The 19,742-nt window shown below is 35.0% G+C and carries 14 protein-coding genes; all 14 read right to left on the reverse strand.

Annotated features, from left to right (window positions below):
* Positions 1-6: 6 nt before the first annotated feature.
* The 14 genes from MR053_RS05255 to MR053_RS05320 all read right to left on the reverse strand — a co-directional run bounded on the left by MR053_RS05255 (position 7) and on the right by MR053_RS05320 (position 19,738).
* Positions 7-756, reverse strand: coding sequence for a (Fe-S)-binding protein (locus MR053_RS05255; protein ID WP_242131388.1), 750 nt, complete (start codon positions 754-756; stop codon positions 7-9).
* Between the two features lie 6 nt (positions 757-762).
* Positions 763-1,098 (reverse strand): L-rhamnose mutarotase, encoded by a 336-nt coding sequence (locus tag MR053_RS05260; protein ID WP_242131389.1) that lies wholly within the window; start codon positions 1,096-1,098, stop codon positions 763-765.
* Positions 1,099-1,129: 31 nt separating this feature from the next.
* Positions 1,130-1,909, reverse strand: a complete 780-nt coding sequence (locus MR053_RS05265; protein WP_242131390.1) for an L-fucose dehydrogenase — start codon at positions 1,907-1,909, stop codon at positions 1,130-1,132.
* Positions 1,910-2,065: 156 nt separating this feature from the next.
* Positions 2,066-2,923, reverse strand: a complete 858-nt coding sequence (locus MR053_RS05270) for a fumarylacetoacetate hydrolase family protein (RefSeq protein ID WP_242131391.1) — start codon at positions 2,921-2,923, stop codon at positions 2,066-2,068.
* 78 nt (positions 2,924-3,001) lie between these two features.
* Positions 3,002-3,781 carry an SDR family NAD(P)-dependent oxidoreductase gene (locus MR053_RS05275; RefSeq protein ID WP_242131392.1) on the reverse strand — a complete coding sequence of 260 codons (780 nt, stop codon included), beginning with the start codon at positions 3,779-3,781 and terminating at the stop codon, positions 3,002-3,004.
* Positions 3,782-3,792: 11 nt separating this feature from the next.
* Complete coding sequence (locus MR053_RS05280; protein WP_242131393.1) at positions 3,793-5,457, reverse strand: UxaA family hydrolase; 1,665 nt, start codon at positions 5,455-5,457, stop codon at positions 3,793-3,795.
* Positions 5,458-5,618: 161 nt separating this feature from the next.
* Positions 5,619-6,491: an AraC family transcriptional regulator gene (locus MR053_RS05285; RefSeq protein WP_242131394.1), complete on the reverse strand. Its 873-nt coding sequence runs from the start codon at positions 6,489-6,491 to the stop codon at positions 5,619-5,621.
* 131 nt (positions 6,492-6,622) lie between these two features.
* Positions 6,623-8,308, reverse strand: coding sequence for a beta-N-acetylhexosaminidase (locus MR053_RS05290; protein WP_242131395.1), 1,686 nt, complete (start codon positions 8,306-8,308; stop codon positions 6,623-6,625).
* A 21-nt stretch (positions 8,309-8,329) separates the two neighbouring features.
* Positions 8,330-9,664: an L-fucose:H+ symporter permease gene (fucP, locus tag MR053_RS05295; protein ID WP_242131396.1), complete on the reverse strand. Its 1,335-nt coding sequence runs from the start codon at positions 9,662-9,664 to the stop codon at positions 8,330-8,332.
* A 110-nt stretch (positions 9,665-9,774) separates the two neighbouring features.
* On the reverse strand, positions 9,775-11,574 hold the full coding sequence (locus MR053_RS05300; RefSeq protein WP_242131397.1) for an alpha-L-fucosidase: 1,800 nt from the start codon (positions 11,572-11,574) through the stop codon (positions 9,775-9,777).
* 134 nt (positions 11,575-11,708) lie between these two features.
* A complete protein-coding gene (locus MR053_RS05305; RefSeq protein ID WP_242131398.1) occupies positions 11,709-12,539 on the reverse strand; it encodes an endonuclease/exonuclease/phosphatase family protein in 831 nt (276 codons plus the stop codon).
* Between the two features lie 2 nt (positions 12,540-12,541).
* Positions 12,542-14,773: a DUF4838 domain-containing protein gene (locus tag MR053_RS05310; RefSeq protein ID WP_242131399.1), complete on the reverse strand. Its 2,232-nt coding sequence runs from the start codon at positions 14,771-14,773 to the stop codon at positions 12,542-12,544.
* Positions 14,774-14,789: 16 nt separating this feature from the next.
* The gene (locus MR053_RS05315; RefSeq protein ID WP_242131400.1) at positions 14,790-17,444 is read right to left on the reverse strand and encodes a glycoside hydrolase family 3 N-terminal domain-containing protein; all 2,655 of its coding nucleotides are present in this window, start codon (positions 17,442-17,444) and stop codon (positions 14,790-14,792) included.
* A gap of 38 nt (positions 17,445-17,482) precedes the next feature.
* Complete coding sequence (locus MR053_RS05320) at positions 17,483-19,738, reverse strand: GH92 family glycosyl hydrolase (RefSeq protein ID WP_242131401.1); 2,256 nt, start codon at positions 19,736-19,738, stop codon at positions 17,483-17,485.
* Positions 19,739-19,742 lie beyond the last annotated feature (4 nt).

A 19,742-nucleotide genomic window follows, 5' to 3' on the forward strand; every position in this document is an offset into this window, starting at 1 on the left:
TATCTTTTATATAGTTTCGGCTATTTGACTATTTAATATTTCTGCAATATGCATAACCTTTAAAGGCTGGTTGTTCCTATTGATTAAACCTTCTAAATGCATCAAGCAAGAGGTGTCTGTAGCAGTTATCACTTCAACACCATTATCAAGATGGTCTTTAATTTTGTCTTTACCCATTTTTACGGAAACGGCCTCTTCTGTTACGGCAAAGGTTCCACCAAAACCACAGCATTCATCAGCACGGGACAGAGGCATAATTTGTGAACCCTTTACTTCCTGGAGTAAATTTTCAATATAGGAATAACTGTCGCCAACAATTTCAGAACAAGAGCCTAAACGTAAGCCACGTAAGCCATGACAGCTTTTGTGTACACCTACCTTAAAGGGGAAAGTAGCACCTACATTTTTTATTTTTAATATGTTTACGATAAAATCACAAAGCTCGTAAATATTGTTTCTTACATTTTTTACGCTAGGTGTTTGTTCAATAATGTCATAATGTTTTTTAACATGATAGGCACAACTACCAGAGGGCGTTACGATATAATCGAAATTCTTAAAATTTTCAACAAAGTTTTTGCATGCACCTTCAGATTCATTTTCATATCCTGAATTGGCCATGGGCTGTCCGCAGCAGGTTTGTCCAGAAGGATAAACAACCTCCACTTTTAATCTTTCTAGAAGTTCAAGTGTTGCAATGCCCACTTGTGGGTATAATTGATTAATATAACATGGAATAAACAATCCTACCTTCATGTGTTTCTATTTGTCTAGTTCGTAAATCTTTTCCATAAGCAACCATTTTTCTCCTTTTTTGGCCATAGGTAATGCTTGTTGGTAATTCCACATTAAGGTTTCCCATTCCTGTACTTTTGGATTATTGGCATCCATTTGTTCCTTCTTGTCAAAGGAAAACGTATCATTAACCTCAAGAACCATAAATAAACGATTGCCTACACAATAAATTTCAGCATCTTCAATTCCTGAATCCTTAATACTCTTGGTAATTTCCGGCCAAACATTTTCGTGATATGTTTTGTATTCTGAAATTAACTTCGGATCGTTTTTAAGGTCTAGGGCCAAACAATATCGTTTCATGTTTTAGATTTCAAGTTTTAGGATTATTAGCTTAAAGCGCCCTGTCTAAATGTGTATAACCTCCATCTACAAAAATAAGCTGTCCTGTAGTGTGACTAGATTTTTCTGAAAGTAAAAAAGCTACAGTATCGGCAATTTCTTCAGCTGTTGTCATCCTGTTTTCTAAAGGAATTTTACTTGTTATTTTTTCTAATTGTGCTTTAGGGTCATCAAATGTTTTAATCCAACTATCGTATAAAGGGGTATAGCATTCAGCAACTATAACGGCATTTACTCTTATCCTGTATGGTAAGAGTTCTAAGGCCCATTCTCTAGTTAAGGCATTTCTTCCCCCATTTGATGCGGCATAGGCTGAGGTACCTCCTTGCCCGGTAACAGATGTTTTAGATCCAATATTTACAATGGCTCCTCTACTTTTCTTTAATTCAGGTAAGGCATAATGCGCCATTAAATAATAGTGTACCAAATTACGTTTTAAAGATTTTATAAAATCTTCATAATTGCCATGCTCCAAACCAACGCCATCATTTACACCTGCATTATTTACCAAGCCATCTATGCGACCATAGGTGTTAATAACAGCATCTACTGCAGCTTTGCATTGTTCGTTGTCTGTGAGTTCGGCTATAGCATAGTGGAGTTCGATACCTTCTTTTTTATAGTTGTTAACAACCTCCAACACACTGGCTTTATTTCTGCTAACTATAAATGGGATAGCTTGTTCTTTTACTAAGGTTTGGACAATTCCCAAACCAATACCTTTGGAACCACCAGTTACAATAATGACTTTATCTTTTAATTTTAAATCCATTTTATTTTGAATTTCTTTATATGTTATCTCGAACGACCAAGCAAAGGTTTTATCATTCTAAGTAGACCGAAATGTTTTTTAATAAATAAACTTATTAATCTTAATATTTAGCGCCATTATTCAGCATTGATAAAACCGAGCGAACCTTATGGAGGTTTACTTTTTATAAGCTTTTGCCACTTGTTTTGATTCTCCCAAACCTTCAACACCTAATTCCATAACATCTCCTGGTTTTAAATAGGTTGGTGGATTAAGCCCGAGTCCTACTCCAAAGGGTGTTCCAGTTGAGATAATATCTCCTGGAAGTAAGGTCATAAATTGTGAAATATAAGACACCACTTCTTCAACATTGAAAATAAAGTCGGAAGTCGATGAATTTTGTAATTCCTTACCATTAACTTTTAACCATAGGTTAAGGTTGTTGGGGTTGGAAATTTCATCTTTAGTGGCTATAAAAGGTCCAACCGGAGCAAATGTATCACATCCTTTACCTTTACACCATTGCCCCTCTTTTTCTATTTGAAAAGCACGCTCTGAAATATCGTTGTGCAACACATACCCAGCTATATGTTTATAGGCATCTACTTTTTCTACATATGAAGCTTTCTTACCAATAACTATCGCTAATTCTACTTCCCAGTCTGTTTTTTCACTGTTCTTAGGAATAATCACGTCGTCGTTTGGGCCACATAAGGCAGATGTAGCCTTAAAAAACAATACAGGTTCTTTAGGTATGGCCATACCAGATTCTTCGGCATGTTTGGCATAGTTTAAACCCACGCAAACAATTTTAGAAGGACGTACCAGTGGAGCACCTAATCTTACATCTTCTGCTATTTTAGGACAATTATCTTGGTTTTCTTTTAACCATAACTCCAGTTTATCTATACCATCACCACCAAAAAAGGATTCATCATAATCTTGTCCAAAACCCGATATGTCTAATCTAGTGCCATCTTCTAATTGAACTCCTGGTTTCTCATTATCTACTGCTCCAAATCGTATTAATTTCATGTGTTATTTATTATTTGTCTTATTATTTGTTTTACTTAAAATAGTTATGTTCTACTCTTCTTAAAATATTATATCTTTTTATCCGTTTAATTTTATAAACCCACCATCAATAGGAAAATCGCTTCCAGTAATGAAAGAGGCCTCATCTGAACATAAATATAACGCTAAATTTGCAATTTCTTCTGGTTTCCCCATTCGACCTATCGGCTGTGTTTTGGAGAGCGCCTCTAACATTTCAGCTTCCTTACCGGGGTAATTTTTTTTAATAAAACCATCAACAAAAGGTGTGTGTACCCTTGCAGGCGAAATACAGTTGCATCGGATGCCCTCGTTTAAATAATCTTTAGCAACAGAATAAGTCATGGTTAGTGCCGCTCCTTTAGACATAGAATAGGCAAAGCGATCTGAAAGACCAACTGAAGAAGCTATAGAGGCCATATTTATAATGACACCACCACCTTGTTTTTTCATAATAGGTACAACTGCATGTATACAGTTGTAAACCCCTTTTACGTTTACATTGTAAACACGATCCAAATCCTCAACCTTGGTGTTTTCAACATTACCAACATGAGCAATGCCCGCATTATTTATTAAGATATTTATTTCGTTGTTTTCTGAGATTTTTTTCACGGTATCCATAACTTGTTGGTAATTGGATACATCACATTGATAAAAGGAGGCCTTACCTCCTTTATCCTTAATGCTATTAGCTGCTTGCTTACCACTTTCGGGATTAAATTCTAAAATATGAACATGGGCACCTTGCTCTGCAAAAGTATTTGAAATAGCTTCACCAATACCACTGGCACCGCCAGTTATGATTGCTGATTTTCCTTCTAAACTAAACTTTGACATCTGTATTTTTTTTATAATGACATTCCTCTTTTCCAAGGAATAAAATCATCTTGATTTAATTTTCTTGCTTTGGTTTGTTGTTTTCCACTGGCTACTTCAATAATAAAGTCTAATAAAGCTTCTCCCTTTTCTTTAATTGAAGAATTACCCTCAATAATTTCACCAGTATTAAAGTCTATAATATCATTCATTTTATTAAATAAGGTCGTATTTGATGAAACTTTTATCACAGGTGTTATAGGGTTTCCAGTTGGAGTCCCTAGGCCTGTTGTGAACAAAATGATATTACAACCTGAACCGGCCAAACCTGTAGTGGATTCCACATCGTTTCCAGGAGTACACAATAAATTTAAACCAGGTTTAACAATTTGTTCGGTGTAATCCAATACGTCCTCTACAGGTGAACTACCACCTTTTTTTGCTGCCCCAGCTGATTTTATGGCATCTGTAATTAACCCATCCTTAATATTTCCAGGTGAAGGGTTCATTGAAAAAGGAGCCCCTAATGCAGTTGCCTTTTCATTGTAAACAGACATTATTTGAGAAAATTTTTCAGCCTTATCAGAATTTGTGCACCTGTTAATCAATTCTTGTTCAACACCGTTTAACTCTGGGAATTCTGATAGTACACTAGTACCTCCGAGTGCCACAATTAAATCAGATACGTATCCCAAAGTTGGGTTGGCAGAAATTCCTGAAAAACCATCAGATCCACCACATTCCAATCCAATGGCTAATTTACTTAAATTAGCTGGTTTTCTTTCTATTTTATTAGCATCAATTAAACCTACAAAAGTTTTTTTAATCGCTTCTGCCAAAAGATCTTTTTCGGACCTACTGTTTTGTTGTTCTAAAATATAAATTGGTTTTTGTAGGTTAGGAGCCATTTTTTGCAATGCCTGTTGTATAATATTAACTTGGGCATGTTGGCAGCCCAAACTTAAAATGGTGGCACCGGCAACATTAGGATTGTTGATATATCCTGCTAGTAAGTGGCACAATGCTACAGCATCAGAAGTAGAACCTCCACAGCCCCCATCATGGGTTAAAAATTTAATACCATCAACATTAGGAAACAAATCACTTTTATAGCTTTCTTCACTTTCTTTTAAAATGTCTTTTTTTAACAGAACTTCGTTAGATGCCCCAGATTTATAATCAGCAATTAATGAATCTACATCTAATCTTAAATGTTGTTTTTTGCCAAAACCAAGTTTTTCAACCAATGCATCTTTTAAAACATTTACATTTCTATTTTGACAAAACACCAATGGAATAATAAGCCAATTATTTTCGGTACCTACTTTGCCGTCAATTCTATGATAGCCATTAAATGTTTTGTTTACAAACTTAGATATATCTGGAGCCTGCCATTTAATGGGGGTTTTATTATTATTAACTTGATATTCTTCAGTGGCATGTGCTAGATTAGAGGTGCTAATTAAATCGCCTTTAACGATTTTCTTTTTAGCTTTTCCAACCAATACACCATACATATATACGTTACCACCTTTTTCTATTGTGTTGGTGACAAATTTGTGTTTGGCGGCAATGTGGTTTTGAATTATGTAATTATGATTTTCAAATATAATCTCTGATCCTTTTTCCAAGTCGGTTAAAGCAACTAGGACATTGTCTTTATTATGTATTTTAAGAACTTTTTGATGGTTGCTCATTTATTTTGATTAAAAAATACTTAGTACAATAGTACAACCAAACCAATAAAATATCTTACTTTTTTTCTACAGTTATTTATACTTTTTTTGCCTTTTTGGATTAAAAATAGTGTTCTAAAGTTAGAATTTATGTAAAAAGAAGAACGCTTTTTGGCTATAAATTACATTTCGCTTTTTGAGTGCATCTTAATATACTCAGTAGGAGAATATTTCATTGTTTTCTTAAATTGCCTGTTGAAATTGGAAATGTTATTAAATCCAGACTCGAAGCATATTTCAGAAATATTACTTTTGGCTTCCATTAATAGTTTGCATGAGTATCCAACACGTACCTCATTTAAATATTCACTAAATGTTTTTCTGTTAACACGTTTAAAAAATCTACTAAATGCTGAAGGATTCATGCAAGCAACTTCTGCAACGTCATTAAGGGTTATGTTTTCTCTAAAATTTTTAATAATATATTCATAGACATTTTCTAAATTCTTTTTTCCTGATATTTCAAATGAGTTGATAAATCCACTACTGGATAGTAGCCTGTAATCTTTATGTTCAGATAAAAAATGCAGAATTTTAAAAAATTTTATAGTTTTATCAAAACCGCCTAGGTTATTAATGCTTTTAATCCATTTGGAAACTGACTTTAATTCTCCTGAAAACTTGATACCGTATTTAGCTCTATTTATTAATTCTTTTATAGACTTCATTTCAGGCATATTAAAAAAGCCTTCTCCAGCAAAGTGTTCGTTGAAATGGATAGAAATGGCCTTGGCTTTTAACATGGAATCTTTCTCGAAATACTCTTTATCATTCAGCCACATGTGAGGTAAGTTTTTGCCAATTAAAATAATGTCGCCTTTACTAAAGGGTTCAATATTATCACCTATAAATCGAGTGCCATTACTTTCTAAAATAATAACTAATTCTAATTCTGGGTGATAGTGCCAAACTTTTAAGAAATGAGGAAAGGATTTTTTTCCAATTAGCAGTGAATTATTACCTAAGCTACTTCTATTTAATAAATGTAGTTTCATTATTAGTTATAATGGTTTAAACACCAACACTAAAGTACATAATTTAAAAGATTAAACCAAAGTTTATAAAAAAAGGCAATAAAAGTATTAGTTGTAATACTTTTATTGCCTAAACAATAACTTAAATTAGATTATTTTTCTTTTATACTGTGTTTAGCATAATTGAGGCCCATAGCATCATATCTGTTTGAAAAATGTTGTAATCTGGATTCAAAATCTTCCCAATTTCTAGAATTCTGTGGGGACCAAACTACTTCCGATAGGGCAGTCATTCTTGGTAAAATCATATATTCAACATAATCAGTAGTTTCCATATATTCTGTCCAAACATTGCCTTGAGCTCCTAAAATATATTTACTATCTTCTTCAGAAAGTTCTTCAGGAGTAGGTTCATAAGCATACACATCGGCTACGGTTGTATTTCCACCTATAGCCAAGGGTTCTTTTTCTTTTTCTTCTTTATCATGAACTTGGTAATGATCAAAATAGCATGAATGTCCCGGTGTCATAATAACATCGTGTTTTTGTTTTGCTGCCTCAATCCCCCCTTTGGTACCTCGCCATGACATTACTGTGGCATTCGGAGCCAAGCCACCTTCTAAAATTTCGTCCCAACCAATAATATTTTTGCCTTTTGAATTTAGGTATTTTTCAATTCGTGTAATAAAATAACTTTGTAATTCGTGCTCATCGTGCAAGCCTTCATCTTTAATTCTTTTTTGACAATTAGAGCATCTTTTCCAGTTTGCCTTTGGACATTCATCGCCTCCAATGTGTATATATTCTGAAGGGAATAATGGGATGACTTCATCTAGAACGTCTTGAAGGAAAGCAAAGGTTTCATCTTTTCCGGCACAGTACACATCATCAAAAACACCCCAAGTCTCTTGAACAATTTTTGGAGTGCCTTCAGCAATAATTTGTTTTCCTTTTTCAGACATCATATTATTGGTAACAATCGTTGGTTCTTCGGGAAAACAGCTTAAGCTAGGATAGGCTGCAATGGCGGCACTACTATGACCCGGTAATTCGATTTCTGGAATAACGGTAACATGACGTTGGGCTGCATAGGCTACAATATCCTTAATTTCTTCTTGTGTGTAGAATCCGCCATATCGTTTTTGGTCATTTTCGGTACCGGGGTGGTGTCCCACAATTGTACCGTTTCTATAACCTCCTATTTCGGTCAGCTTCGGATATTTTTTTATTTCAATCCGCCATCCTTGGTCTTCTGTTAAATGCCAATGAAATGTGTTCATTTTATGCAAGGCAATTAAATCGATATATTTTTTAATGAAGTCTACAGGAAAGAAATGACGTGCCACATCTAAATGCATACCCCTGTATTGATAACGTGGACGATCCTTAATGATAACTGCCGGAATGGTTAATTCATCTGATTTTGCAGATTCAGTTGTAACAGGTATTAATTGTCTCAAAGTTTGTATGCCATAAAATACACCTTTAGCAGTTTTTCCTGAAACAATGATTTGATTGTAACTTACAGAAAGTGAATAACCTTCTTCGCTTTCAATAGTGTCGTCAATTTTTAATTGAATGGTTCCTGTTTCACCAGTACTAATATCAATTCCAGAAGCAAGGCTTAACATTTCGGCAAGATAGTTAGCTTCATTTTGTAATGCGTTGTCTGCAGATATTTTAGTATTTACATCTACTAAAAATTGTCCGTTAGCTACTTCCAATGAAGCAGGCTTAGGTATAATTTGATAATCCTGTTCTGTATTAACTACATCTTTATACTTGTTTGTACAGGAAAAATTTACCAGGCATATTAATCCTAAAATTGCAATTCTCATATTATTTGTTTTATTATTAATTTATTCTGTTACATGTAATATGTCGTCTGTAGCTTCATGTCTTTTAAATACCCTAAAACCATACCATGCTATATACACAAAGCACAGTAGTGGTAAAATAAAAGAGAAATTTACTTCAGAAACACCAACAATTTTTGTGTCGGCAACACCATTACCTCCAGCATCTATGATCATACCTTGCAATTTTGGCATTAATGCACCACCTACAATGGCCATAACTAATCCAGCAGAACCTATTTTTGATTGCTCTTCGGTTAAATCGCCTAGGGCAATACCATAAATGGTTGGAAACATTAAGGACATAAAGAAGGAAATAATAACTAGACAATACAACCCAGCAGTGCCTTGTATAAAGATAGTTCCAGCTGTAAATGCTAAAGCAAATAAAGCAAAATACATTAGAAGTTTACCAGAACTAATAAAACGTAGCATATATGTGCCGACAGCCCGACCAACAATAAATAAAATAAAAGCAGCAAGTTGGTAGCTTCCAGCTGTAACACTATCTATACCAATACCTTCTGCATATTGGTATATATAAGTCCAACACATAATTTGCGCTCCAACATACAGTATTTGAGCCAAAACGCCTAAAATGTATTTAACGTTTTTACCCAAAGTAGCGAATGTAACACTTATACTTGGCATGCCACCTTCATCTTTAGATTGAGGCATTTTACTTACTACAAACAACACAAAAATACCAACTAAAACCAAGCCCAAAATAACATACGGATTACGAATAACCATTAAATCAGCAGTTTTGATGGCAATTTTTGAGGCTTCGTCCAGAAGGCTAAAATCTGTTACATCATCCGATTGTAAATTTCTTAACACAAATTGTTGAGCCACTAACAGACCAGCAATTAAACCTACAGGATTAAAAGCCTGAGCTAAATTTAACCGTTGGGTTGCCGTTTCTTTGGCTCCCATAGCTAAAATATATGGGTTGGCAGCAGTTTCTAAAAACGCCAGACCAAATGTTAATACATATAATCCCATACAGAAGAACAAAAAGCTTTCCGATTGTGCTGCCGGATAGAACAATAAAGCACCTGTGGCATATAACGCCAATCCAATTAAAATCCCTACTTTATAGGAGTACTTTCGCATAAACATAGCCGCAGGCAAAGCCATACAAAAATAGCCGCCATAAAATGCCATTTGAACCCAAGCAGCTTGTGAGTTTGATAACTCTAATACTTTTTTAAAGGCCTGAACCATAGGGTCTGTTACGGCATTAGCAAAACCCCATAAGGCAAAAAGCGATGTTACTAAAATAAAAGGTATTAAAACTTTTTTTGATACGACTGGAATTTTACTGAATGTATCCATAAAACATAATTAATTTTAAGGGCTTAACTTACTAAACCCATGGGTTAATGTTATTTTTTTAGCTGGAAAATTTAAAAAGTGCTCTAAGCATACTCATTAAAGCTATAAAATTATTGATGCACTATTTCAAAGGTCCAAGCATCATGCGATGGTAAATCTACATATTTTATATCTTTTGTATCTATAATCAAGCTATTATTAATGTAAGACCAATTTAAGTTTTTATCTAATCCAAGCATTTTAATTGTTGCATTTTTTCCAGGATTGGGAATATTAAGCACCAACTCCTCTTCGGGCCAATCAAAACTTATAGCGTAAAGTTTATTACCATTTTGTGTAAAACACAGGTAGGTTTTAAGCGAACTGTAATTGCCGGTTAAACCTTGTTTGGTTCTTGTAGCATCTACAAATAATGAAGATGTAGGAATTATTTGTTTGTCAACAGTATTGCTACTCCAATACAATTTTATAGACGCATTTAAATCTTTTTCTCTATACTGAATTTTAATAGGATAGGCTATTCCAGCCTTTAATTTTAATTTGCCTTGGGAAGCTGAACTATTATTTGATCCCATGACTTCCGATTGTGTGCCTTTAGCAGAATAGTTTAGGTTGATAATTTGTTTTCCATCAATATAAACCACTGCTTCATCATCAGCTTCTAAATCAAAGGTGAAATTACCCGACTCTGGAGCCACTATAAAGCCATTCCACTCCACAGAAAAATGGTCTTCTTTAATACCTGTTAAGGGAGAGTTTCTAACCCAATTAAAGTTGATATTTTTGTCGATACGTTTAAAGGCAACCTTTTTTTCCAATTCTTTGATAGTATAGGTTTCCGATCCATATATAGCATCACCATTTACACGAAGCCAATTGCCCAATTGAATGAGTCGTTCTTGCTGAATAAGTGGAATTTGTCCATCTGCTTTTGGACCAACATTTAAAATCATACCACCACCATTGGCTACGGCTTGTACAAAGCGATGGATTAGTTCCTGCGACGTGCCATAGGCTTCTAAAGTCTCATTACGGTTTAGTCCAAAAGATCTGCCTAGCCCCCTTACTTCGGTCCAAGGTCTATTGGTAACTTTAATTCCTGCGCTATATTCTGGAGTTAAAAACCCAACATCCAAACCACTTCCCCATCTATTGTTTACTATGGCATCATCGCCAACCAAATTATAATACCAATGGATGAGTTCGGCCGAATGCCATTGTTTTGCAGAGTTGAACCACTCACCATCTGCAAAAATTAAAGTGGGCTTATAGGTGCTTATTAATTCCTTAAATTGAGGAATCATATAGTTATCGACATAGTTGCCTATACTGTCATGAGGATCTGTATACCAACGGTGCAGCGGATGGTTCCATTCTGCCAAGGAATAATATAATCCCATTTTAAGATCGGTTTTTCTAACGGCATTGGTTAATTCCCCAACAATATCCCTTTTTGGACCTACATCTACACTATTCCAGTTTCTGTTATACTTACTGGGCCAAAGTGCATAACCGTCATGGTGTTTTGAAACGAGCATTACGTATTTAGCACCTGCTCTTTCAAATAAGCTAGCCCATTCATCTGGGTTGAATAATTCGGCTTTGAACAATGGTGCAAAATCTTTATAAGTGAAGTTTTGCCCATAGGTGTTTTTCATAAAATTTGTACGTAGTGAATCGTTAACTTGCAAACCTCTTAAAAACCATTCGCCATATGATTCTTTTCTGCCATATGAAGGAACTGAATATAACCCCCAATGAATAAAAATACCCAATTTGGCATCTTTAAACCACTTAGGGTAAGGACGTTCGGTTATTTCTTTTGAGTAATCTATGTCATTGCTTTTTTGAGCGAAAGACATTTGAAAGAAGCCAAAAATTATAAAGGATACAATTATTTTCTTAACCATAGACATCATTTTCCACCATTTTAACAAATAAAAATGAAAAACTAGTTTTTTTCTACTACTAATAAGACTTAAACTAATATTATTTTTGCTAGTTACGTTTTTTAAAATTAATTCAGGTAAACATTTTGGTTGTTTTATAATAACAATTCAATACATACCGGTAAATGGTCAGAGGGGTACTTATCGTCTTTCATGTCACTTAAAACAATATATCTTTTTACTTTAATGCTCTTACTTGTAAATATATAATCAATGCGATCATTTATTGGTCTAGTAAAATCAAAACCATTAAAAGTTCCTTTTGGACCAACAGGCAAGGTACTACAGGTCAATTTACTGTCATTAAAAATATTTGACAGATATTTAATGGGTTTACTTTCAGGTTTTAAATTAAAATCCCCCGTAATAATAACTGGATAATTGTGTTTGTTTAAATGCTGTATGGTTTCAGCAACTAGTATTGAACTTTGTTCTCGGGCAATACTTCCAATATGATCGAAATGAGTATTAAAAACCCAAAAGCGTTCCTTGTTGGTTTTGTTTTTAAATAGAGCATAAGTACAAATGCGTTCCATGGCCGCATCCCAACCAACCGATATTTTTTTTGGTGTCTCAGATAACCAAAAGGTCTCAGTTTTAATGACTTTAAATGTATTGGAATTATAAAAAATAGCACTGTATTCTCCTTTGATTTTGCCATCATCCCTGCCTACACCAACATACTTGTAATTAACTAGTATACTGTCCAAATAAACAATTTGATGATGTAAACCTTCTTGAATTCCAATAATATCTGGTTTATTCGAAAGTATTTGATTACTTATTGGAGCTTTTCTGTTAGACCAGTTGTTTTCACCATCGTTTGGATTGTCATAACGTATGTTGTAGGTCATTATTTTATAGTTCTGTCCAAATACAAAGCCTGTAAAAAGCATAGTTAGAGCAATTATTAGGATCTTTTTCATGGTTAGTTAATAATGACTTCATCAGCAAAAACCCACGACGGTAACCCTGCAGCATGGTGCCAATAGGGGGCTTCTTTTAAATTGATTGCTTTTAGCTTTAAATAGCGAAACGATGTTGGTTTAATGGTTAAATTAAAGTATTGAATATCGTTTGTTTTACTTAATTTATTTAATGGATACTCATTGGCTACGACTCCCAATTCCTTAAAATTTTTTCCGTTGGTAGAGCCATAATAAGACACTTGTTTAGGAAAGAATACAATGTGGTTGGTCACTTGCAAAAAGGCTGTTGAAATGTAGGATACTTGCTGTTGTGTTTCTAAATCGATAATAGCTTCTAGGTCATTGCCCTCAAAGCCTAGCCAATTGGAATAAAAATTAGCACCACCCAAAGCGCCATCGGTCAGGGATAGAGGATCTTCGTCGGCATATTTTTTTGGCTTGGTTAATAATGTCACTGATTTTCCTGATGCCAAATTGGGCTGCATGGCAACTTCAACTGATCTTAAATAGGCTTCACCATATTCTTTGACAGTATAGCCCATTTCGTTCATCAAGGTGATATTAGCTTCTTTACAGGTATACATGAAATTTTCAATCAAAGTTTTAGAGTTTTCATTTAAAACAAAATCTTTCGAAACATGTTTTCTGCAGGCTTCTAATATGGCATAATCAATTCCCAATCGAGCTTGCTTTACACGTTTTAAAATTTCAGGCTTGTTTGTAACAGCATTTTCAGCTTTGTCAAAAAGTGTTTTGTATTCTTTTAGAAGCGCCGGACTCAAATAGCTATTAAATGCTTGGGATGGATCGCCATAAAGAAATAGAAAAAAGTCAGGGTGTTTTTGCAGTTCAATATGGATTGTATCTATATATTCTTTTATAAAAGGCCCTGCTTCTTGGTAATAACCATTAGTAAATTCTGTAATAAGTTCATTAACATTCAAATCGGGGTTCCAAAGTAGTTTAGCCATAAGATATGAGCGTAGCTCAAACAATTCGCTTGGATTGTGACTGTGCTGCTCGAAGACCCATTTTGTATGGTTGTCCCTAAAGAATTGAATGTTGGGCTGCAGGGTGTTGAGATTTGGGAAAGGTGCTAAAAAGTTGGTAAACTGTGTAGTGTAATCCCAAATTCGGATATTATTGGTGAGTTTGCTCCAGCCCCTAATATCATCTGCAAAATCAGTACATTTTTTAGTGATGGGGGCACTACGGTCACATTCAATGGAGCACAAGGTAATTAGTACATTGTCTAAAGGTTTTGTTTTACAAGGCTTTCGTGTGTATTGGTAAGCCAATGTGGAAATGGTCTTGTTAGGAAACGCTTTGGCTATTTCGTTTACAAAACGAATCATAGTACCCGAATGGCTGTCTTCCTCATTATCAATTTTACTGCAATTATCACAAGTACAATATTGCGTATTATCATCACTACTTACCGAAATTACTAAAGCTTCTGGGTATTGTTTAAACAATGAATGTACCGAATCTTTTACAATTTCCAAAACAGTTTTATTGGTTAAACACAGTTGTGTTGGGAGACGTTTTCCATTTCTTAAAGCAAAATATTCTGGATGAGATTTATAAAATTGTTCTTCGGGTAAAAAACGATGGAAGGTGTGCACCCTTGCTTTTGGGACATAATAAGGAAATGCTTGGGTCGTTACTTTATGTTTTTCCGAAAAAATGGTATCGGTATAAAACAGTTTCGAATGAACGGTTCGGGTTTTAATTTCAGGGCTATAACTATACGCTATAGGCAATTGTAAAGTAATTGAGGTTGAATTTGGAATATGATCCACTTTAGGTGCTAACCATTTGCAATCCAAATAGCGTTCTAAAAATTCGTATACAGCAAATCTTAGGGCCCTATCCGAACCTCCATTTATAAACAGATTTTTGTTGTCTTCTTTGATGAGGATTTGATCTTTTTCTAAGCTGTTATCAGTGATAGTCCCCACATAAATTTTGTGTTTATTTATATTCTGAGAACTTTCATCCACCAATTCCAAATGAACACCAGTAATTTTTTCAATGTAATTCTGAAGAATTTGAGCTGATTGGTAATGATGTTTTGTAGCCGAATCTAAAACCACAATATCGTAGTTTGAACGTCCATCATATACAAGTTCTAGTATATTTTTTTCTTTACATGAAAAGAATAACACAAATAAGGTAATTGGCATCCATAAAAAATTAGAGATACGTTTAAACACTTTCAGCTTTTTCATGAATACTTTTTTAGGGTTATTCTATAACTTCAAAAGAAGATTTAATTACATCTACTGAATTACCACCTACCATCACTTCAAAAGTTCCAGGTTCAACAACGCGATTCATATCACGATTCCAAATGCTTAATTCATTGGGGGATAGGGTAAAGGATATAGTTTGGGTTTCTCCTTTTTTAATGAATACACGCCTGAAGCCTTTAAGTGTTTTCCGGGGAGTTGTAACACTACTGTATGTGTCGTTAATGTACAGCTGTACAACTTCCTCTCCATCTAGGTCACCTGTATTTTTAACATCCACAGATACATTCACAGATGCCCCAATTTTAATGCTCCCGGAACTTACTTTTAGGTTGCTATACTCGAATGTAGTGTAACTCAACCCAAAACCAAAAGGGTAAAGGGGATTTTCACTTTCTTTCACATACCTATGGATACTTGAGGGTTTTTGATTGTAGTATATAGGTAGTTGTCCAACTGATTTTGGTACCGTAATAGGGAGTCTTCCAGCGGGATTATAATCACCAAACAATACATCTGCTATAGCTTTACCTCCAGCTTCACCAGGAAACCATCCTTCTACAATTGCTGGAACATTATTGTTAATCCAGTTTATTGAAAGTGGTCTTCCATTTAAAAGTACACAGACTACAGGTGTACCCGTTTTAGTGATTTCTTTTATGAAATCTTCTTGAACACCATGTAAATCTAGCGTTGCAACATCCCTATTTTCTTCAACCAATTCTCTCGACTCGCCTAAAACGACTATGGCAACATCAGCTTTTTTTGCAAGTTCTATGGCAGGTTTCATATTTACTTTTTCAAGATTCCAACGTAAATGTGCCCTAGCTCCCCAGCCCCCTTCCCACATTTCAATGCGAACTTTGTAGGTTTTTCCAGCTTCAATATTAGCAGGGGTAGTAACTATATTAGTACCTCCTTTTTTCCAATTATCAATAACCAACTTATCATCAATCCACATTCTAATACCATCGTCTGAACTAAGGCCCAACCAACCGTTAAACGATTTATTAGCTTTTATAAAACCTGTCCAACGTATTGAAAATTGATCATCATTAACTCCTTCACCAGGAGACCATGGCCAATCGAATTCCAATTGTTTGTCTATTCTAGTTAAAACAGGGGTCCCTTCTAAATTCATATTGTTAAAATATTCACCTTTTAACCCGTTTTGGGATTGGTCTGGTGTTAATAAGCATGAGGATGGAATGACTTGTCCTTTAACTATTAATGGCACGCCTTCATGATATAGTACGTTAGTGTTTTTTCCAAGAACCTCTTTTATGCCTTCAAGAACTGTAATAGCTTTTTTGTTTCTTACAGAATATCCACCCAAACGGGAAGCATCGGCATTAGGTCCTAAAACGGCAATGGTTTTAATGTCTTTTTTGAGAGGCAATGTTTGCTTTTCATTTTTTAACAAACAAATGGATTTTTGCCCAGCCAATAGTGCGAGATCTTGATGCTTTTTGGAGTGAAATCTTTCGTCTATAAGTTTTTGATTCGTATATGGGTTTTCAAAAAGGCCAAGTAAAAACTTTAAGCGTAACACACCCCCAGCGGCCCTGTCTATGTGCTGCATAGAAAGCTCATTTTCTGTCACAAGGTCAATAATGGTTTGTTGCCAAAATTCGTTTGTAAAATCATAAAATTGCATGTCTACACCGGCTTTAATGGCTTCCAAGATGCTTTCTTTAGGGGAACTTGTAACATAATGAGTAGTTTGAACATATTTTATAGCCCCAAGATCCGAAATAACAATACCTTTAAAGCCCCATTCTTTTCTTAGCACATCGGTAAGCAACCAAGAGTTAACAGCACAAGGAATACCATCTAATTCTGAATAGGCGCACATTGCGCCTAAGGCATTACCTTTAGTGTATGCTTTTTCAAAAACGGGTAAAAAATCTTCTCTTGCGGTACGTTGTCCTACAATCACTGGTGACGAATTTCCTCCTGCTTGAGGATAACTATGAACGGCAAAGTGTTTAGGTTCAGCAATAATAGATCTGTCAGATGATAGCGAGTCGCCTTGTATACCAGTTATCATGGCCAAACCTATTTCTCCAGCCAAATAAGCATCTTCACTAAAAGTTTCTGCAACTCTTCCCCATCTGGGTTCCCTGCCTACCCCTAGTACGGGACCTAATCCATAATGCACACCATGGGCCCTAGCTTCGGTACCCACAACTTGTCCTACCTGAGCCATTAAATCAGTGTCCCAAGTGGCTCCAAGTCCAATACTCATGGGGAAAGCAGTGCTTCCATCGTCTAAATAACCATGAAGCATTTCACACATTATTAATGCAGGAATGCCCCAGCGATTATTTTTAATGACATGAGTTTGTAAATCGTTTATCATTTTTGCAGAACGCGGGTAAATGTCATGGATTGCACCAACCCCTAAATGGTTTCCAATAAGTTTTTGGGTTTTAGTTTCCGAAAATTGTTCATCTTCTTTAAAAGCAGGACCTTTGTACATGTCCATTTGACGTACTTTTTCCTCTAAGCTCATTCTGCTTAATAAATCTTTAACTCTTTCCTCTACATCCAAATTAGAGTCTTGGTAAGGGTGTTTTATTGTTTTTTGAGCATTAATTGTTTGAATGACTGTAAGTAAAATTACTAATAGAATATTTGCTTTTTTCATCAATATGAGTATTTTGTTTTATTGTAAATAAAACCTGTTTATTTTAAATTAATTTTTAAAAGTTGCCCATTAACCAGTTTATCATGGGATATAAAGTAACTGTTTAAGTTTTCGTTGTTGATTTGAATATTTTTTATGTGTTTTTTGCCAGTTTTAAAAGAATTGGAAGTTATTACAAGGGTGTTGTTTTTATAATAGCGTTTGTCCAGATGAATAATGACTTTATCGAAGACTGGTGTGGTAATGGTGTATAAAGGTTTTGCTGGTAATACAGGATAAATACCCATCATACTATAAATTAGCCAAGCACTCATGGTTCCGGTATCGTCATTGCCAGGGAGACCAGCTGGTTTATTGGTGAAATAGGTTTTTATGAGATTAGAAACTCGGTCTTGGGTTTTCCATTCATAACCATTTGTAAAATTGTATAAATAGGGATATGCAATATCGGGCTCATTAGCCATATCAAACAGATTTTTTTCAAACACTTCATCTAACTTTTTCATAAATTGTTTTTGTCCACCCATACTTCTTATTAGCCATGGTATGTCATGGGAAACCATGAAAGTATATTGCCATGAATTACCTTCTATAAAGCCAAGGTTTTTTTCAAAATTTGCACCTTTGTTTGGATCGAAAGGGGAGTACCATGAACCGTCATGGTTTTTTGGACGCAACAAGTTGAATTCTTTGTCGAATAAATTCCTATAGGAAATAGAACGTTTTGAGAATAATTTATGGTCTTTTGTTTTGCCTAAGGTTTTTGCTAATTGAGCAATGGCAAAGTCAGAAATATTATATTCCTGTGTTGTAGAAACCGACCCACTTTTTGTTGTGGTTGTCGTTAAAAACCCCTTGTTTACATAATCTTTAATTCCAGGACGAAGCGGATTATTTTCTAACTGCATTGCACTTTTACTCATGGCTTCATAGGCTTTTTCTATATCAAAATCATTAATACCTCTTAAATAGGTGTCGGCTATCACAATTCCTGCAGGATCACCAACCATGGTAGTAGTTTCGGTAGCATTGAGCTCCCATTTTGGTAACCAACCACTTTCGTCATAAATGCTTATCATGCTTTTTATCATGTCTGATTGTTGTTTTGGGTAGACCAAAGACATGAGAGAATGCAAGTTTCTATAGGTGTCCCAAAAGGAAAACACTGTAAATCGTGTACCACTAGTATTGGCTGTTTCCCGTTTTGACATAGTAGGGTATTCACCATTAACATCATTTAAAATATTTGGGTGAATGAGTGTGTGGTACAAAGCAGTATAAAAAATGGTCTTGTCGTCTTTAGTGCCACCTTCTACTTCAATTTTGGAGAGTAGATCATTCCAGTAAGTTGATGTCTTTTTATAAATATCTATAAATGTTAACCCTTCTGTTTCTCTCTCTAGGTTTTCTCTTGCATTTTCAATACTTACATAAGACACCCCTATTTTAACCTCAACTTCTGTGGGTTCTTTAAAATTATAGCTAAAATAACTTCCTATGCTATCACCAATAACTTCTTTTCTATATTGCTTGTACAGACGGGTTTTACCATTATACCCCATCCATTGGCCTTCTAATCCTTCATATTTTCGAGGGTTTTTCCAGACACCATAATTATCGGCGGGTTTACTAAACTTTGCTACGAAATAGACTGGGTAAGATTCATCGGGTTTATAATAACAAAATGACCCCACGTTACGCATGCCTTCTACTTCGGTAGGTGATACAATTTTTACAGTTGCTCCTTCTTCATTGGTTAATCCTAAGCCTAAATTGATTAATATGTTTGCCTGCCCTTCAGGGAAATAGTATTTAGAAATACCCGTTCTAGTTGTAGCCGTGGTTTCTACTTTTACCTTATACTTGTTAAGTGTTGTACTGTAATAACCAGGTTTGGCAATTTCAAACGAATAGGTGGAGCCATATTTTACAAAATCAGTTTCTAATTCTCCAGTAGTAGGCATAGTTAGAATAACACCTAAATCTGGACACCCTACCCCACTTAAGTTTACGTGGCTAAATCCTGTTAAAAAAGTATTTTCATAGACATAAGGATTGGAGAGCCACCGACTATCTTTTTCCATTGGTGCATTTTGTGTTCCAGCCACGTTAAAAGGTGATACACTAACCATACCTCTAGGGGCGATAGCCCCTGGGTTAGTGGCTCCATAATTGGAGGTTCCTATAAATGGATTGACATAATCCTTAGGAGTTTGAGCATACAACTGGTATACAAGAGTAAATAAAAATATGGTAGATAAAAGCTTTAACGATTTAAGTTCTTTAATCAACATCTTT

This window comes from Aestuariivivens marinum (genome assembly GCF_022662175.1).
In the GTDB taxonomy this organism is placed as follows: Bacteria; Bacteroidota; Bacteroidia; order Flavobacteriales; family Flavobacteriaceae; genus Aestuariivivens; species Aestuariivivens marinum.

What these genes read in the sequence shown, in the direction of transcription:
- MR053_RS05255 (WP_242131388.1), bottom strand. Translation starts at nt 756, where the DNA reads ATGAAGGTAGGATTGTTTATTCCATGTTATATTAATCAATTATACCCA.
- MR053_RS05260 (WP_242131389.1), bottom strand. Translation starts at nt 1,098, where the DNA reads ATGAAACGATATTGTTTGGCCCTAGACCTTAAAAACGATCCGAAGTTA.
- MR053_RS05265 (WP_242131390.1), bottom strand. Translation starts at nt 1,909, where the DNA reads ATGGATTTAAAATTAAAAGATAAAGTCATTATTGTAACTGGTGGTTCC.
- MR053_RS05270 (WP_242131391.1), bottom strand. Translation starts at nt 2,923, where the DNA reads ATGAAATTAATACGATTTGGAGCAGTAGATAATGAGAAACCAGGAGTT.
- MR053_RS05275 (WP_242131392.1), bottom strand. Translation starts at nt 3,781, where the DNA reads ATGTCAAAGTTTAGTTTAGAAGGAAAATCAGCAATCATAACTGGCGGT.
- MR053_RS05280 (WP_242131393.1), bottom strand. Translation starts at nt 5,457, where the DNA reads ATGAGCAACCATCAAAAAGTTCTTAAAATACATAATAAAGACAATGTC.
- MR053_RS05285 (WP_242131394.1), bottom strand. Translation starts at nt 6,491, where the DNA reads ATGAAACTACATTTATTAAATAGAAGTAGCTTAGGTAATAATTCACTG.
- MR053_RS05290 (WP_242131395.1), bottom strand. Translation starts at nt 8,308, where the DNA reads ATGAGAATTGCAATTTTAGGATTAATATGCCTGGTAAATTTTTCCTGT.
- fucP (WP_242131396.1), bottom strand. Translation starts at nt 9,664, where the DNA reads ATGGATACATTCAGTAAAATTCCAGTCGTATCAAAAAAAGTTTTAATA.
- MR053_RS05300 (WP_242131397.1), bottom strand. Translation starts at nt 11,574, where the DNA reads ATGGTTAAGAAAATAATTGTATCCTTTATAATTTTTGGCTTCTTTCAA.
- MR053_RS05305 (WP_242131398.1), bottom strand. Translation starts at nt 12,539, where the DNA reads ATGAAAAAGATCCTAATAATTGCTCTAACTATGCTTTTTACAGGCTTT.
- MR053_RS05310 (WP_242131399.1), bottom strand. Translation starts at nt 14,773, where the DNA reads ATGAAAAAGCTGAAAGTGTTTAAACGTATCTCTAATTTTTTATGGATG.
- MR053_RS05315 (WP_242131400.1), bottom strand. Translation starts at nt 17,444, where the DNA reads ATGAAAAAAGCAAATATTCTATTAGTAATTTTACTTACAGTCATTCAA.
- MR053_RS05320 (WP_242131401.1), bottom strand. Translation starts at nt 19,738, where the DNA reads ATGTTGATTAAAGAACTTAAATCGTTAAAGCTTTTATCTACCATATTT.